Source organism: Paenibacillus sp. N3.4, from assembly GCF_008017805.1.
Lineage (GTDB): Bacteria > Bacillota > Bacilli > Paenibacillales > NBRC-103111 > Paenibacillus_E.
The window spans coordinates 22,694-40,225 of sequence record NZ_VRTT01000053.1; the positions used below are offsets into that span (position 1 = coordinate 22,694).

Consider the following 17,532-nt stretch of genomic DNA (forward strand, 5'->3'; position numbering starts at 1 on the left):
GCGATATAAAGTGAGCGATTGTAGTAGGGAGAGGTGTCTATGAAATTGAGTATTTCTGGCAAGGTCATGTTCATTTACAGCTTGGTCTTTATTGCGATCATTTTTTTAACCTTCTGGTTGTCTTATGCCGGAACTGTGGGACGATTGGAGCAGGATCTGAAGAATACCCATATTGCCTTGCTAAAACAGATCGATGATAAAATGGAAATCGTTTTTCGTCAAACGGAGAAAGATTTGCTGAACATGTCGCAGGAGCTGGAGTATGTTTATTTCATGTATGACAGTTATGATGATGCAGCTCAAAAATATGCGAATTTTTTTGGATTATCAAACAAACTGAAAACGCTTGTACATACGAATGAACTATTTTCTTCTATATTCCTTTATTCGGATGTAAGTGGCGATATGCTGACCGATAAAATCTATATGAAGGGGAATGTCTCGCAAGACAACTGGTTGGCTAGCTATATAAAGATGAAAGAGCATTCGAAATGGCTAACTACTCATAAAGTATGGGATGGCGAAAAAGAGCAGGCTGTCGTCACGCTGATTCGTTCCTATCCATCGATCAGCAGCCCTGAATATCGAAAGGGACTTGTTGCCATCAATATCAGTGAAGATGTTCTTTATCGGATGATCAAGGATGTGTATGAAGAAGACCATGGCGGACATACCTTCATTATCGATGATCAAGCAAACATAGTGACTCATGACGACGCAAAGCAATTGTATAAGAACTTGGCAGACATTCCCTATAGTCAACAGATTCTGAGCCATAACGGTAGCGGACACTTCACAGTGAATATGGAGGGGATTGAGCAATCGATATTTTATACGGCCTCTAATTATACGGGATTGGCGAATTGTAAGCGTTATTCCCAAGTCTAAAGTGTATCAACCTTTGGAATCTACACGGAGTTTGATGATTGCGTTTGCCGTCGGCATGGTTCTATTCGCTTTGACTGTTCTTTTTTACGTAAACCGTCGGACATTTAAGCCCTTGGACCGATTAGTCGGGAAAATGTCAGGAGCGTTCAAGCCAGTCCATCCGGAACATGAGTCGATGAGACGTGTTATTGGGTTGGGTTACCTAGAAACGGTATTCGACCAAATGTTTGTAGACCGTGAACAACTAGAAAAGCAGGTCCGGGATTCCAAGCCAGTATTGAAATGGAGAATCATCTTGGACATGCTGTCCGGCTATAGAACGGAGTACGCATCCGTGCGCCATCACCTTGAATTTACCGGAATCCGCTTGTTTTCTGAGCGGTTTGTCGTGTGTACGGCCGAGATCGGTAAGGAGGGCGGTGTCAGCCCGAAGGATGAAACCTTGTATACGTATGCGTTATGCAACGTTGCGGAAGAGTTGATGAATATGGAAAACTCGGGAGCTGCAGTCAATTTAGGAGCGGGTTTCGCTGCCATCGTTTTTAGCTTTGCCGAAGGAGATATGGACCAAAACCATCTGCGTGCATTGGCCGTCCTCGATTTGGTCTTGGATGTCATGAAGAGGCAATTCGGGCTTCAGGTGACCATTGGTGTAGGAAGATGCTATCAAGATATGAAGGATATCCCCCTATCATACGAAGAGTCGCAAAAAGCCCTGCAATACAAAATGGTGATCGGCAGTCATTCCGTCATTTCTATCGAAGATTTACTGGGGCATGATAATCAGGACTATTACCGCTTGATAAAGATGACGGATCGAATTGTGGAAGCGTTAAAGCAGACAGAGAACGGGAAATTAGAGGGATACATATCAGAATTGTTTATAGAAGCGGTCAACGGCAGCTTATCTCCCGATTTGATAAGGCAGCTCTCTTACGAATTGATCATGAAATCATTGCAGGTCGTTGCTTCAGTCGGCATAAATACAGAGGAAACGCTTGAAGAGATGGGTAATCTCCACCAACGGATTATTCAATGCGACAATTGGCAGGATGCGCAGCGGATTGTCAAAACCGTACTTGAAGGACTTGCGGGGAAAATTGAAGGAAAACGAAGTCAACGGGGAAGCAATAAGACCATCGACAGGTTGTTGCCTTACATTCAAGATCATTATCGTGACAGTGAATTTTCTCTCGAGTTGCTGTCCGAAAAGTTTCAGTTAAATCCGACATACGCTAGCAAGCTGTTCAAAGAATATACGGAGAAAAACTTCATCGATTATTTGATCGAAATCCGGATCAATGCTTCCAAGGAGCTCCTTGCTGTTAAGAACCGCAAGATTAACGATATAGCGGAATGGGTTGGATACACGAATACGCGCAGCTATCTTCGGGCTTTTAAAAAATATACGGGCATGACACCAACCGAATATCGGGAGTGGGTGCTAATGTCTGAAGCAAAATCTGCGTCGGAGTAAGCTTCAAGGCGCAAAAACCCAAGATAAAGATACCACCCTAAAGAAATGTAACCAGGCAATATACAGAAAAGGGCACTTACCTCATAACACGTCTATTTCCTTCTCTTATCACCTCTCCTACAATCAAATCGTAACCGAACGAAAGGTTTGGCAAAACGACTTAATGAGAGGGTGAAGAAATATGAAGGCTAGGCTCCCGGCAACAGAATTACGGACCGGGACACAATCGGTTGGAATCGGAAGGTTCAGGCAGTCGGTATGGAGAAGGCTGATGCGGGATAAGTATTTATATATGATGCTCCTGCCCGTGATCAGCTTTTATGTCCTGTTCAAATACGCTCCGATGCTTGGTGAGATCATTGCGTTTAAGAATTATCGGTTTGCGGACGGCGTATTCGGAAGCCAGTGGGTTGGATTTAAGCATTTCCAAATGATTTTCGCTAGCCCGGACTTTTGGAGGATATTAAGAAACACACTCGTACTTAACTTGTACAGTCTCGTTCTTGGATTCCCTGTCCCGATTGTCCTTGCTCTTCTGCTTAATGAAGTAAGGCGGAAATGGTATAAGAGCATTGTGCAAAATATGTTGTACGTTCCCCACTTCATGTCATGGGCAGTTTTGGGCGGAATTGTGGTTGCCGTGTTCTCACCGAGCACGGGGGTTGTGAATATGGTCATCAAGAAATTAACCGTAGGGGAATCCGTTTACTTCATGGCCGATTCTTTTTGGTGGCCGATTGTGTATACGTTATCGAGCACTTGGAGGGAAGCAGGGTGGGGGACGATTCTGTATATGGCGGCAATGGCCTCGATCGATCCGCAGCTCTATGATGCAGCGAAGATGGACGGTGCCAACAAGCTGCGTCAAATTTGGCACATTACATTACCGGGCATTCGCAGTACGATTGCCATTCTGCTTATTCTTAGAATGGGACAAATGATGGATGTGGGGCTGGAACAAACGCTCGTTCTGCAAAATAACTCTGTACTTGATGTTGCAGATGTCATTAGCACCTATGTGTATAGGGTAGGTTTGCAGAATATGAGTTACAGCTATACAACGGCGATAGGGCTGTTCCAATCGGCCATAGGCCTGATCCTTATTGTTGGCGTCAACCGGATGATCCGAATTTCCGGGGAACGGGGGCTATGGTAAGCAATGAGTAGAACGAACAAAGGGATATTAAATGGATTTGCAAGATTAAGTACTTACCTATTCCTAGGCTCAATCTCATTATTGACACTGTTCCCGTTCTGGTACGAAATTGTGGCATCCTTCAGCAGCAGCAGGGCGATTAATTCCGGTGAAGTTTTCTTCTGGCCAGTCGAGTTCAATGTAGTTCCTATAAACGTTTGTTTGACGACGGCCAGTTATTGATAGCAATGCGCAACACGGTTGTGGTCACGATTGTCGGAACAGTGCTTAATATGGTCATGACGATTCTGGCAGCCTATCCGCTTTCAAGACGGAGACTTCTCGGTCGAAATGCGCTGCTGATGATGATCACGGTTACGATGTTGTTTGTCGCAGGTATCATTCCCAACTTTATCCTCATCAAAACGTTGGGTTTAATAAACTCGTATTGGGCTGTTTGGCTGCCTGGTTTGATCAGCACCTACAACATGTTTGTGATGAAAACATTCATGGAAGGGCTGCCGGAGGAAATTGAGGAATCTGCGGCGATGGATGGTGCCGGCGATTGGCGAATATTAATGCAGATTTTTATCCCGCTCTACAAGCCGATTTTGGCAGCATTATCCTTGTTTTACGCGGTTAGCTGGTGAAACAGCTACTTTAATGTAATGCTCTATATCACAAAGTCAGCCAAACTGACCGTAATGGTGAAACTGTATCAGATGGTCAACAAGGTGGATGAGAATTTATTAAACAATATTGGAGGGAACGATGCAGTGGAACGCATTCTGCTTACGCCGGAAGCGATTAAAGCTGCTGCTGTTGTCATTGTCGTGATGCCGATTCTTTGCGTATATCCATTCCTCCAGAAATATTTTGTCAAAGGCGTTTTGATCGGTTCGGTCAAAGGTTGATTTCCAGAGCGAACTGACTCTAGATAGGAATATCATACAGATAAAGGGGATAAAAAGAATGAGCAAGTTGAAATACGCAGGAAATGCCGTTCTCGCTGTAACCATGTCTTTGTCATTACTTGTCGCATGCAGCTCCAACCAGACTTCTTCGGTACAAACAAGCAGTTCGCCGGGGTCCACTTCAGTATCCAGTCCGGGTCCTAAGAAGGAAATCAGCGTATCGATGTTCGATCGCGGCACAGTCCCGACGGAGGAAGGCACCTATGAAAACAACCGGTGGACAAAGTGGATTAATGAGAAATCGCCTGTGAATGTCAAATGGGTTCCCGTTACCAGGAGCCAGGCCCAGCCCAAATTGAACGCTCTCATCGCTTCCGGTGAAGCGCCTGATTTAATCTGGGAATACGACCGAAATTATATCAGCCAATTGGCCAACCAAGGCGTTATTCAGCCGATCGGCGATTATATCAACAAGTACAGCACAACGTATAAAGCATATCTGGAGAAACACCCGGAGCTTAAGCCTTATCTGAATGTCAACGGTCAAACGTATGCGGTTTCGTTCGCGCGAGAAACGGTCGCCAATCACGGCATGTGGATTCGCCAAGACTGGCTGGATAAGCTAGGTCTGAAGACTCCGACTACGGCAGAAGAATTTCTCGATGTCGCCCGCAAATTCAGAGACGGTGATCCGGATGGCAACGGCAAAGCGGACACCGTACCGATCTCATTAAGCAGTAGCGGTGTCGGTATTCTGCGGGCTTTATTTTTCAGCCAAGAAAATCAGTGGTATGTAGAAGGCGGCAAGTTGGAATACGGTAGGCTCCTTGACCGTTTTTCAGATTCGCTTGCATTCCAGAAGCAGCTCTTTGACGAAGGGCTTATCGACAAGGAATATATTACAGACACTAATTTTCAGCGATCAAACCAGTTGTTGACGACCGGTAAAGCAGGCATATATTTGGGGCAATGGGGTGCGGGGAGTATGGATAACTCTTATCGCGATTTGTTGAAAAACGTGCCAGATGCGAAGTTGACTCCGCTTGAATCGATCAGCACCAAGTATGGTAAGAACGGCTTATATCAGGAAGCCCCACCGAGCGTATTTACCGTATTTAACAGCAAGATGAAGGAAGACCAAATCAAATCGGCCATCCAATTTATAGACTGGATGCTGAAGGATGGATGGGTGCCTCTCAAGTATGGGGAGGAGAACGTACATTACAAAACGGTTGATGGCGCTCGGCAGACAATTAATCAGGACAAATTTATCAAGGAAGTCAGTTATGCCGGCGAATATGCGCTCATGATCGATTCGATTATGACACCTAAATTGATCATAGACACGGCGGCGAAGGATGAGCTATCCCAGAACTATGCCAAGTTGAAGGCGAAGTCGCTTGAATTGGCAATGAAGAATGTGTACCGGAGAGATATTCCGTACAGCCCGGATATTCCTGAACTCACCCAGTTGATCGCTACGTTCTCACCAATTGCTGTGCAAATTGAAACGAAGGTGGTTACCGGTGGAAAGTCCATAACAGCCCAGGATGGAATGAATGATCTCCGCAAAGAATGGAAGCGACTCGGTGGAGATAGCGTGGATAAACAGGTTCAGGATTGGTACCAGAAGAACAAGAACAATTTTAAATAACAATAGGCAACGAAATTGGCCAGCTCTTTTTCCGGATGTCTATCATCCGGGGGAAGTGCTTGGCTGCTATTTTAAAACAACGATATGGGGTGAGTAAATGATAAATAAAATGCGATTGAAAGTAACGAGCCTAGTTTTAGTTTTTACCATGACAGCAGTTATACTCCAAGGGTTTGTTGCCCCGCTTGTACCCTACGCAAACGATAAAATGACAGCTTTAGCTGCGGCGTCTAATCCGGTTATCTCACAAATAAATCCAAGTGAAGACACCTATGTCAGAAGTGGAGGGAACGCGAATACGAATTTTGGATCCTCTACAACACTAGGTGTAAAGAGTTTTGATGCAGATATCAATATTAACCGGCAAGCTTTCATGAAATATGATTTAAGCACTTTTACAGGTGAGATCGGATCGGCCAAGTTAAAGATATATGCCATTGACACGGAAAATTCAACGATCGGCGTTCAATTGTTTGGCATGGAAGACGATGCATGGAAAGGAAACACGGTAACCTGGAATACCAAGCCAATTCCCGAACATTATATAACCAATATCAATGTTGGCAAAATAGCGAGTTGGTATGAAATCGATGTGACGGCATTTGTGAAAAAGCAAAAGGCATTGGATCAAACGGTAAGTTTCGCTTTTTTGGAGCAAGCGGCAAAAGGCCATGCTGTGAACATCAACAGCGTGGAGAATACGGAGAACCGTCCGTATTTGGAGATTTCTGCTGATCGCGTAAATGCAAGCGCTCCCAATTGGCCGTCTGGAGGATCCGTCAACATTTCAAACGTGAGCGCAACAAGCCTGCAGTTGAACTGGTCGGCAGCTGCAGACCCTACAGGCGTGACTAGCTATACCATTTATCAAAATGGAAATGTCATTGGCACGGTTGGCGGATCGGTAACCTCGTATACGGTGACAGGATTGCAGGTCGGACAGAAGGTTACGTTCACGGTTGAAAGCGGTAATGCCCTGAATCAATGGAGTAACGATGGGCCCTATGTGACCGTAACGTTGCCCAACCCTAAACAGACGGTTTTGCTGCCACTCGAGGACACCTATGTCCGGGGCGGAGGGAATGCGAATGATAACTATGGAACATCTGCGTTGCTAGGCGTGAAGAATTTTGCTGCAGATGCCAACTTAAACCGGCAGGCGTATATGAAATATGATTTAAACTATTTTGCCAGCGAGATCGCCTCGGCCAAATTAAAGATATATGCCATTGATACCGAGAATTCGACGATTGGTGTCCAAGTCTTTGGCATGGAGAATGATTCATGGAAAGCAAACACGGTAACTTGGAATACGAAGCCTGGTCCTGATACTTATATAGCTAATATCGATGTAGGCAAAACGGCGGGCTGGTATGAAATTGATGTAACGGCATTCGTGAAACGGCAAAAGGCGTTGGACCAGACGGTCAGTTTCGCGTTCTTGGAGCAAGCTGCACAAGGTCATGCTGTGCAGATCAACAGTATGGAAAACACGGTGAACCGTCCATATCTGGAACTTTCCACATACCGTGTAAATGCAAACGCTCCCAATTGGCCATCCGGGGGAAGTCTCACCGTTTCGGATCTCAACGAAACGGGCATGCAATTAAACTGGTCGGCTGCGGCGGACCCTGTAGGCGTGACCGGTTATAAAATTTATCAAAACGGCATCGTCTTGGGGACGGTTGCCGGTACGGCAAGCACTTATACGGTTACGGGGCTGCAAATCGATCAAAAGTACACGTTTAAGGTCGAGGCTGTTAACGGTTTGAATCAATGGAGCACGGATGGCCCCTTTATTACAACGATGTTGCCATCCACCAAACTGGTACAGCTTCGTCCGGGCAATGTGTTTATCGATCATGAAGCTATTCAATTTAAGGTCATTACCACAAGACCAAACGTAGCTTGGACAGTCTATGACTATCAAGGAGCTGCGGTATCTGCGGGGAACAGTCCGGTTGCTCAGGGTGAGTCCATAGTGACGGTTCCTTTTACAAAATTCGGTTATTTCACCTTACAAATCAAAGTTGAATCGAACAACAGCGATCCCATTACCATCAAAACTCCATTTGCCGTGCTTTCTCCCCTAGATCAATCAGGGCGTGAGAATTCACCGTTCGGGATGGCTACCCATCTGCACCGTATCCCGCCGGCAGATGCTGCTAATATGATAACAATGATGAAATATGCCGGTATCGATATGGTTCGGGACGGCAGAGAATGGAACAGTATTGAAAAGCAAAAGGGTTCGTACACCTTTTCTCCTTCTCCCGATGATTACATGGCGAAGTTGAACGATGATCATTTTGATTTCACGTTTGTTTCCGGGTTCAACAACCCGTTTTACGATAACAATAGCACCCCCTATACCGATGAGGGCCGTGAAGGATTCGCCAATTATGTGAAAGCGTATGCGGATCATTACGATGGCCAGCTTGATGCGGTCGAGGTTTTCAACGAATTCAACGGAAGCTTCGGGGACAGAGGAAATGGTCCGGCAGATTCGAAACCGGAAAACTATTTTCCATTGCTGAAAAAAACGTATGAAACAGTCAAGGCTGCGCATCCCGATACACCTGTCGTGGGCATGGTCATGGCTATCGATCTGAATTGGATGGAAAAAGTATTCCAGCTTGGGGGTATGCAATATCTGGATGTCATTTCCGTTCATCCTTATGTATATCCCGGTGAGCCAGAGCGGTTGGAAAGTCAAATTAATGGCTTGAAGGACTTGATTCGAACATACAATAACGGGCAGCTGAAACCAATTTGGATCTCCGAGACAGGCTGGCCGACACAACTCGATAGTCGCGGAGTGGATGAACAGAAACAGGCGAACTATCTGATTCGTGGTTATGTCGTTTCAATCGCGAACGGCATCGACAAAATCATGTGGTACGATTTTATGAACGATGGCGTTCAACTCAATTATAACGAAGATAATTTCGGCATCATCCGTAATACCAATGATAAACTGGGCGCTTACACGCCTAAGCCAGCCTATGCTGCTTATGCAACCATGTCAAGAGCGCTTGGCGGCGCACAGTTCGTAAGTAAGGATTCGACGGATACTGACATCCGAAGTTACGTATTTGATAAGGATGGTGAACAAATAAGAGCATTGTGGGCTGTAGGTTCGTCAGTCCCGGCTGTTATTCATACCGTCAATTCGATCCAAATCACGGATATGATGGGAAATACTGATACTTATGTTCCTCATAATGGGAACGTATATGTGACCTTAAACGATGAGCCGTATTTTATAAAAGGGGACATTTCCGGAGTCGAGAAGGATTCTACGTTCTCCCTGCATGGAGATCCCGCTCGCGTTGGTGATCCGATCAAGCTGACATTGGAAACCGATAATACAACATCTGCACCATACTCATTTAACTTCAAGGTTGAAGGCGAGTCCTATCCGGTATTTGCCGAGGGTGGTCAAAAGGTTACCCAAATGCTGACCGTCTCGAATTTGAATGAACCTGGTACCCGCTTGGTTAAGGGTTTCTTGATGAAAGGGAATGACAAGATCGGCATGATAAGGAGCACGGTTACAGCTCTCCAGTCCTATGAAGTCAAGGTTCGTCCCATTATTGCCGACGTAGATACGATGAGCAAAACGCTTCAAATTCAGATCAATAATCTTTCTACCACCAAAGGATTGCAAGTTAAAAGAGTCGAATGGAAGTTTGGTACGCAATCGGGAATGAAGGAATTTCATGCTGAGGTTAAGTCCAGTTCCGCAGAAGTATTTGATATTCCGCTTACGGGTTACGGTCTAGGGGTAACCAATGCGCTTAAAGTGACGGTCTATTTCGATGACTATGATCCGTTCACGTATGAAGGCACGGCAGAATTCAACCCCATTAGGCAAGGGACAGTTAACGTTGATGGAGCACTCGATTCAGAAACGGCAGCCGCTTCCTCCACAATCGACCTGTCCAAGGGTACGGTCAAGATGACAGGTTATCAAGGCGCAAATGATTTAAGCGGGAAATTTTGGCTTAACTTCGATTCGAATCGTCTGTATATCACAGCAAGGGTCAAAGATAACACCAATTCGGCACCCTTTACCGGAGCGGACATTTATAAAAATGACAGCTTTCAATTCGCAATTTCGAACGGACTCCCGGGCGAGAGTCTCAGTTGGTATGAATACGGGATTTCCCAAACGCCAAACGGTCCGCAAATTTATCGCTGGATTACACCTCCGGGAGTAAGTAAAGGGTTGGTGACAAATGGCGATCTTGTCGTGACAAGAGATGAAAATCAGCACGATACGATTTACGAGCTGGCGCTTCCTTGGTCGGAATTAACGCCGATCAAAGCTGAAAGGAACGGGGTCATCAGCTTCTCTTTATTAGTTAATGACAATGATGGTAACGGTAGGAAAGGTTGGATCGAATGGGGAGGCGGGATCGGCGACGGTAAATTGTCCAATAAATTTCGTTCCATGCAGTGGGTCGTAACAGATGATACCCCGCCAACTACTTTTGCTGCGCTTACCGGAACGAAGCATAACGATTGGTATGTATCTGATGTCAAAGTTAACCTGAGCGCCACGGATGATCGGTCCGCCGTGACAGAGTCCGTGTATAGTTTGAATGGCGGTGCCACATGGCAGCCATACACGCAGGAACTTAGGTTTGCTGAAGATGGAGCATACACGTTGTTATACCGCTCAACCGATGCTGTAGGAAATGTAGAGCAAGCCAAGTCGATTGCATTCAAGATTGATCAGACTTCCCCGATTGTGCAAATTTCCGGCGTTGGCACGTTTACAGTCGATCAGAACGTAAAGATAGCATGTTCGGCTACGGATAGCGTGTCGGGCATCGTTTACAGCGATTGCAACGGGCTGCTGGTCGATAGTCCTGCCTATATGTTGGGGTTGGGCACACACCAGGTATCGGCCACCGCTGAGGATGCAGCAGGCAACACTACAATCGAAACGTCGAGCTACACGATTCAAGTGTCAGGGGAAAGCCTAATGATATTAACACAGCGCTTCGTAACCGGAGCTGGATCGAACGGAGTGATCAACTCGCTTGTCAAAAAGCTGGAACATTCGCAGTATGGCGCTTATGTGAACGAGATATCAGCGCAAAAAGGAAAACGGATTCCGAATGAGTTGGCAGACATCTTGATTGAACTTGCCCACGCGCTAGAATGATGGCCTGCCCCGGTTAGGAAGCAATTCTGACCGGGGCTTTCCTTATACATGGCGATCCAAAATGTATTTTCAAATTGAATGGAGGGACTTCTTATGTTTCTGAGGAAGATGGGGATTTTCTTGATGATTTGTCTTGCAGGCATCATCGGTTTACCGCTTAACCAAGCCAACGCCATCGATTCCGACTACTTTGGGGTGAATGACCCCTTGCAACGCTACACGACGGATTACACAACGGAAATCAATCAAATCGCCGAATCCCAAATTCAGTGGATCCGCATTTCCCCGGAATGGGGCAGGATTGAAGCGTGTATGACACGGCCTACTTGAATCATTTGGATAATATGGTCAATCAATTGACCGCAAAGGGCATCCATATTGTCTGGATTTTATGTTATACCGCACCTTGGGCTTCCTCCATGCCAGGGCTTCCTTCACCGGATATAGCCAGGTATAAACCAGCCAATTGAATAATGCCAGCGATTTTCGTATCGGCAATTATTACGACGGAAGTGTCGAGTACATCCAGTCGGTGGAAGTAATGAAGTGATTTTCATAGCAGCCTTTTCCAAAATAGAATTAGCGCTCCCGCCCTTGCTGCTCGCGGTAATCGCGCGGCGACATTCCCTTCATGCGGTGAAAAGCGCGCGAGAACGTGGGATAGGAAGAGAAACCTGATTCGTAGGCGACTTGTGAGATCGGCATGTCCGAGGAAATGAGTAGGCTGCAGGCATGACGGATCCGAATCTCATGAAGGAAATCGACGAAATGGATGCCGAGCTCGGTTCCGAACTGCGTGCTGAGTTGTGACGGATGCATTTGAAACCTTTCGGACAACGAGGTCAAAGATAACGGTTCGAGATAATGGTCGTAAACATGCTGGACAATCGGCCAGATATTCTTGGCGGAATTGGGGCGCTGATCTTCGATCCGCCTTCCTTCCGGCTCGTCACTGCCACGAACGAACTGTGCCAATGTTTCGAACAGCAGCGCTCGCAGCATGATCGGCTTCCAGGCTTTCGAGGACTCGTATTCCCGGTACAGCCGTTCCCATAGCCTCAACCCCTCCTCGAAATCGTGGCCCTCCAACCGGATATGCGTCGATCTGGGATTATCGCTGCCAAACAGAAGCTCGTGCAAGCCCCAAGCCGATTCCGGGCCCGCAGTAAGCAGCTTCATATCGAAATTACAAATATACATCTGCAGCTTCTCGCCCGGGGTTGCTTCATATTCGTGAACCTGGTAAGGCAGCAGAAGTACGATTGTGCCGGGCAGCAAGTCATGCTCGGTACCGTTGATACGTTCCTTGCCCGTCCCTTCAAGCACGAACGATAATTCGATAAAATCGTGGCGATGGGACGGGACCGAGGTGTATTTCTTTTTTTTCATATAAAAAGGAAAGTCCGTTTCGACATTCGGGTATTCAAACAAGTATTGCGGGTACATGGCACCGTTTCGCCTCCCTCGTTGTAGCTTCATTATACTTGAGTCATTTTCATAAAGAAATGAGAGATTTTATAAAAAAATGAGAAACGCGTCACTGTATCTGGCGCTACAATACAATCATTACGATTCACAACAAGCGCTATGGCGCCAAGGGAGGAAATAAGGGTATGACCACAAACAATGAAACCAAAAACAATGTAAAACATCCTGCGTTTCGCGGTATTTTTACGGCGCTGCTGACACCGATGCATGAGGATGGCGCAATCGATTTCAAATCATTGGCAAATTTGGTGGAGCATCAAATTAGTCAGGGTATCCATGGGTTTTATGTGGGAGGTAGCACTGGCGAAGGGTTTATTTTGACAACCGATGAGCGGGAGCAAATCTTGGAGACGGTGGTCCGAACCGCTGCGGGACGGGTTACGATTATTGCGCATGTCGGCTGCATCAGCACGCTGGAATCGATCAGACTTGCCAAACATGCGGAAAAGCAAGGCGTCGATGCGATTTCGGCCGTCGTTCCGTTTTACTACAAGGTGACGATGAAAGAAATCCGCGAGCATTACGAGGCCATTATGGCTGCGGTTCCTCTGCCAATGATCGTCTACCATTTCCCGGAGCGACTGGGGTCATCCTGTCCATGGACTTCTACGAGCAGATGAGCCGTAATCCCCAATGCATCGGAGTGAAATTTACATCGCTGAATTTGTTTGAGATGCAGCAGATTCGGGTGAGATGCGGCAGCGAGTTCCTGATCTTCAATGGACATGACGAGATCTATTCGGGAGGTGCTTATGCGGGAGCGGACGGGGCCATCGGCAGTACATTCAACATGATGCCCGGCTTGTTCGCGCAAATGTATAAGCTGATTGCGGCAGAAGAGCGGCCTCATATGCCGACACTGCAGGAGATGCAATCCGAAGCCAACGAGGTGATTGCGCATATGATCCAATTCGATGTCATCCCATATGAGAAATATATGCTTTACTTGCAGGGAGTTATCTCATCGTGGGCTGTCCGCCAGCCGCTTAAACGGTTTACCGTGAAAGAATGCGAACAAATCAAGGCATTCTACGTGGGGAGTGACGTGCTGTGTCGTCACCGGAGTGGTACAGGTATTGGACATTAGGAGGAGTTTGCAATGATTATCGATACGATCCGTCATAGGCAGGATCACCAATACCAATACGGTGAGGCTGTATGTCGTGCACTCGAATACGTCATCAACTTGAATACTGCCGATATGCGTACTACGGTTGAATTTGAAGGGAAGAACATGTACGTCATGAAGCAGAGTCCAATGACAAAGCAGTTCGAGGAACAGCTCGCCGAGGCTCATTCCTGTTATGCCGACATCCATCTCGTGTTAGAAGGGGAAGAGTGGCAAGGCTTCGCCTCTACTTCGGATCTGAACCATGCGGTTGAAGACAATCTGAAGCAGAGCGACTACATACTGTTCGAGCATGTTGAGAACGAAGGACGTATCCGGCTTCTACCGGGCGATTTCACTGTCTATTGGCCGGGCGAAATTCACCGCCCGAATTGTCATCCGGAAGGGAACGTGCATCTGGTTAAGCTAGTTGTAAAGATTCACCGCGATTTGCTTTAATGCGAACTGATCACATCCTGAACCTTAGCGACGTCCACCGAACTCACCACGGGGGGCCTTTAAATACGTTGCGCTTCAGACCGTGCCTGCAGGTATAGAATCCCTGCATTCGAAGGAAGTCGCCACGATTCCGGACATAAGGGCATTTTTTAATCAATCATATAGTCGTTAAAGGAGGAATAGAACATGCCGACCTTGGATATGCCATTAGAGCAGTTAAAGCAGTATGGAGGTCGCAATCCGAAACCTGCAGATTTTGAGGAGTTTTGGAGTCACTCGCTCGACGAAATGAAATCTGTTAACGCGAATGTTGAACTGGTTAAGAGTGATTTTCAAGTGCCGTTTGCGGACTGTTTCGATTTATATTTTACTGGTGTTCGGGGGGCGAGAATTCATACGAAGTATGTGCGTCCGAAACATATCGCGCAGCCTCATCCAGCCATCATTCAGTTTCATGGTTATTCAGGAAACTCGGGGGATTGGCACGATAAACTCATTTATGCTTCTCTTGGGTTTTCCGTATTTGCGATGGACTGTCGCGGGCAAGGCGGATCATCGGAAGATACAGGCGGAATCAAAGGGCCAACGCAAAACGGTCATATTATTCGTGGGCTGAGCGATAAACCTCATAATCTGTTGTTTAGACATATTTTTTTGGATGCGGCACAGCTGGCAGGAATTGTCATGGAAATGCCTGAAGTCGATGCAAATCGAGTTGGGGTCACTGGAGCTTCTCAAGGCGGAGGGATTACATTAGCCTGCGCAGCGCTGGAACCACGAATTAAGAAGCTTGCACCTGTCTATCCTTTTTTATGCGACTACAAGCGGGTATGGGAAATGGATCTTGCCAAAGATGCTTATCTCGAGCTTCGATCCTTTTTTCGTTATTTTGATCCTCAACATAGGAATGAAGATGAAATCTTCACGAAGCTTGGTTATATAGATAATCAGCATTTAGCACCACGAATCAAAGGAGAAGTGATGATGGCCGTTGGCTTAATGGACAGCGTTTGTCCGCCTTCGACTCAGTTTGCCGCTTATAACAAAATAACAGCGAGTAAGAAACTCGAAATTTTTCCGGACTTCGGACATGAGGGACTGCCTGGACTGTACGATAAAATGATCAAGTTTATGCTGCAGCTTTAAACCTAAATAGTGAAGAATTGCTCCTTTGGTTCGTTGGTGTCCCTAACTTTAACTATGGGACGATTTCTCATTCTATGCTCTAGTCGAGGAGGTGATACAGTTTTTTCCAGGGTTGAGGAGTACGCTATAATCACGTTAAGATTTACTAAAGGATGAGGTGTAAGAGTCATAGAGAGCACTAGTGAGCACCCTCATTTTGAACTATTCACTAGGCACTGAGTGATAGCCGAATGTGCACCGTTAGTCCGAGGCAGCTCAGCGACGGATGGATTAAAATGCGGTAACCAACCCGCGCATATCAGACTGTTAACCACCATCAACGTCTTTGCCTTCGTGCCAAAGTTTTAAAGTAACAAATTATTAAAAGTGAGGTATTGACCGCCGCGTTCATATCAGTTCAATATAAATTACACAAGGCTGCCTCGTAGCAGTCTTTTGTTCATTTACTTGGCGGCGACTGATGAAAATTACGTTGCTTCATGTTCACAACCTCAAAAAATTCGATAACACAGGTGAAGATCTAGAGGATTTGATCTCGATCGGGACGATTGGATTGATTAAGGCGATCGAGTCTTTCTCGCCGAATAAGGGCACGAAGCTCGCGACTTTTGCGGCTCGCTGTATCGAGAACGAGATCCTTTCGTTAAAGAAAACACGCAAAGATGTGTCCTTGCATGATCCCATTGGAACGGATAAAGAAGGGAATGAAATTACGTTGATCGACATCCTCGGTAGCGAGGCGGATGATGTGGTAGATGCTGTACAGCTGAAAATAGAGAAATCAAAGATATATAAGAATTTGGAGATATTGGATGAGCGGGAGAAGGAAGTTGTGGTGGGGCGGTTTGGACTGGAATTAGGCGGCGAAGAGCGAACGCAGCGGGAGATCGCGAAGGAGCTAGGTATTAGCCGCTCCTATGTATCGAGGATTGAGAAGCGGGCGCTCATGAAGCTGTATCATGAGTTTTATAAGGCGAAGCGGTAAGAACCTAGGATAAAAAACCGTAGACTTCATTTATTTGGGATCACGTGATCACGAAATGGAGGCGAAGGGAATGACCTTAATCCAAATTGAACATGTAAGTAAATTTTATGGTTGTGGTGCAAAGCTCTAATTCATGATAACGTAATTGATAATGAAGTCATGGGATGGAGCAACTTGCTTTGGAAACGAAATTGGATATATTCAAATGGAAGCAAAATGAATCAACAATCATTTTACTAACGGTGAGATGGTATTTGAGATATAGTTTAAGTTATCGAGATATAGTTGAAATGATGAGTGATCGAGGATTAAGAATTTTCCATACGACGATTATGAGATGGGTGCATGAATTTGGACCAGAAATCGACAAACGAATCCACCCCTTTTTGAAACCTACAAATGACTCCTGGAGGACTAACGAAACCTACATCAAAGTTAAAGGTCAGTGGAAGTATTTATACAGAGCCGTTGATTCTATGGGGAAAACTATTGATTTCATGTTATCCGAAAATCGGGATATGCAGGCAGCTAAACGCTTCTTTACAAAGGCTCTGTCCTCTCCACATACTCAAATCCCACGTGTAATCACCTTGGATAAAAATCCAGCATATCCACCAGCCATACAAGAATTAATAAATGACAAATCCTTACCAAAAGAAACCGTAATTAGACAAACAAAGTATCTAAACAACATTGTAGAGCAAGATCACAGATTCATAAAGAAAATAACAAAACCAATGCTCGGTTTCAATCGTTTCTTATAGCGGACCAGACGTTAAAGGGAATTGAAGCTTTGCATATGATAAGGAAAGCGCAGGCCTATGATAATTCGACTGTCCTCACTGCTGTTGAATGGCTAAATAAGATATTTGGTTTAGTGGCATAGACAAAGTATAGTCTGTCGTGTAACTGCGAACTTTTTTTAATCTTTGCACCAGAACCACTTGCTCCATCCCATGACTTCATTCAGATACGTTGTCATGAATTAGAGGTTTGCACCATAACCTTATTTTGTTTAAAAGTGGTAATGACATCTTGACATCATTATCAATTACGTGATTAAATGAAATAAAGTGAAGTGGTAAATATATCCATACAAATC

General features: G+C 45.7%; 14 protein-coding genes and 2 pseudogenes. 15 read left to right on the forward strand and 1 reads right to left on the reverse strand.

The window, feature by feature from the left end:
• Positions 1-39: 39 nt before the first annotated feature.
• The 10 genes from FU659_RS23400 (at position 40) to FU659_RS35750 (ending at position 11,714) form a co-directional block, all read left to right on the forward strand.
• The gene (locus tag FU659_RS23400; protein WP_147949764.1) at positions 40-888 is read left to right on the forward strand and encodes a cache domain-containing protein; all 849 of its coding nucleotides are present in this window, start codon (positions 40-42) and stop codon (positions 886-888) included.
• Positions 889-901: 13 nt separating this feature from the next.
• Positions 902-2,365 (forward strand): helix-turn-helix domain-containing protein, encoded by a 1,464-nt coding sequence (locus FU659_RS23405; protein WP_147949765.1) that lies wholly within the window; start codon positions 902-904, stop codon positions 2,363-2,365.
• A 181-nt stretch (positions 2,366-2,546) separates the two neighbouring features.
• Positions 2,547-3,521: an ABC transporter permease gene (locus FU659_RS23410; RefSeq protein ID WP_147949766.1), complete on the forward strand. Its 975-nt coding sequence runs from the start codon at positions 2,547-2,549 to the stop codon at positions 3,519-3,521.
• 3 nt (positions 3,522-3,524) lie between these two features.
• Complete coding sequence (locus FU659_RS37495; protein WP_261807994.1) at positions 3,525-3,743, forward strand: ABC transporter permease family protein; 219 nt, start codon at positions 3,525-3,527, stop codon at positions 3,741-3,743.
• A 5-nt stretch (positions 3,744-3,748) separates the two neighbouring features.
• On the forward strand, positions 3,749-4,150 hold the full coding sequence (locus FU659_RS37500; protein ID WP_261807997.1) for a carbohydrate ABC transporter permease: 402 nt from the start codon (positions 3,749-3,751) through the stop codon (positions 4,148-4,150).
• Positions 4,151-4,168: 18 nt separating this feature from the next.
• Positions 4,169-4,414, forward strand: coding sequence for an ABC transporter permease family protein (locus FU659_RS37505; RefSeq protein ID WP_261807995.1), 246 nt, complete (start codon positions 4,169-4,171; stop codon positions 4,412-4,414).
• Positions 4,415-4,472: 58 nt separating this feature from the next.
• Complete coding sequence (locus tag FU659_RS23420) at positions 4,473-6,068, forward strand: extracellular solute-binding protein (RefSeq protein WP_147949767.1); 1,596 nt, start codon at positions 4,473-4,475, stop codon at positions 6,066-6,068.
• A gap of 97 nt (positions 6,069-6,165) precedes the next feature.
• Positions 6,166-11,244 (forward strand): CBM96 family carbohydrate-binding protein, encoded by a 5,079-nt coding sequence (locus tag FU659_RS23425; protein ID WP_147949768.1) that lies wholly within the window; start codon positions 6,166-6,168, stop codon positions 11,242-11,244.
• Between the two features lie 93 nt (positions 11,245-11,337).
• Positions 11,338-11,574 (forward strand): hypothetical protein, encoded by a 237-nt coding sequence (locus tag FU659_RS23430; RefSeq protein ID WP_147949769.1) that lies wholly within the window; start codon positions 11,338-11,340, stop codon positions 11,572-11,574.
• Positions 11,571-11,714, forward strand: coding sequence for a hypothetical protein (locus FU659_RS35750; protein WP_187274347.1), 144 nt, complete (start codon positions 11,571-11,573; stop codon positions 11,712-11,714). The genes FU659_RS23430 and FU659_RS35750 overlap by 4 nt, the downstream gene beginning before the upstream one ends.
• Positions 11,715-11,823: 109 nt before the next feature.
• Here FU659_RS35750 and FU659_RS23435 read toward each other — a convergent pair whose 3' ends face one another.
• The gene (locus FU659_RS23435) at positions 11,824-12,723 is read right to left on the reverse strand and encodes an AraC family transcriptional regulator (RefSeq protein ID WP_147949770.1); all 900 of its coding nucleotides are present in this window, start codon (positions 12,721-12,723) and stop codon (positions 11,824-11,826) included.
• A 212-nt stretch (positions 12,724-12,935) separates the two neighbouring features.
• On the opposite strand from FU659_RS23435, the pseudogene FU659_RS23440 reads away from it, so the two are divergent.
• The 5 genes and pseudogenes from FU659_RS23440 (at position 12,936) to FU659_RS23460 (ending at position 17,316) form a co-directional block, all read left to right on the forward strand.
• Positions 12,936-13,819: pseudogene (locus FU659_RS23440) on the forward strand (dihydrodipicolinate synthase family protein).
• Between the two features lie 12 nt (positions 13,820-13,831).
• Positions 13,832-14,299, forward strand: coding sequence for a NanQ anomerase/TabA/YiaL family protein (locus tag FU659_RS23445; RefSeq protein ID WP_147949771.1), 468 nt, complete (start codon positions 13,832-13,834; stop codon positions 14,297-14,299).
• Between the two features lie 186 nt (positions 14,300-14,485).
• Entirely contained in the window at positions 14,486-15,445 is a 960-nt protein-coding gene (locus FU659_RS23450) for an alpha/beta fold hydrolase (RefSeq protein WP_147949772.1), read from the forward strand.
• 460 nt (positions 15,446-15,905) lie between these two features.
• Positions 15,906-16,430 carry an RNA polymerase sporulation sigma factor SigK gene (sigK, locus tag FU659_RS23455; protein WP_147949773.1) on the forward strand — a complete coding sequence of 175 codons (525 nt, stop codon included), beginning with the start codon at positions 15,906-15,908 and terminating at the stop codon, positions 16,428-16,430.
• A gap of 164 nt (positions 16,431-16,594) precedes the next feature.
• Positions 16,595-17,316: pseudogene (locus FU659_RS23460) on the forward strand (IS6 family transposase).
• The last annotated feature ends 216 nt before the right edge of the window (positions 17,317-17,532 follow it).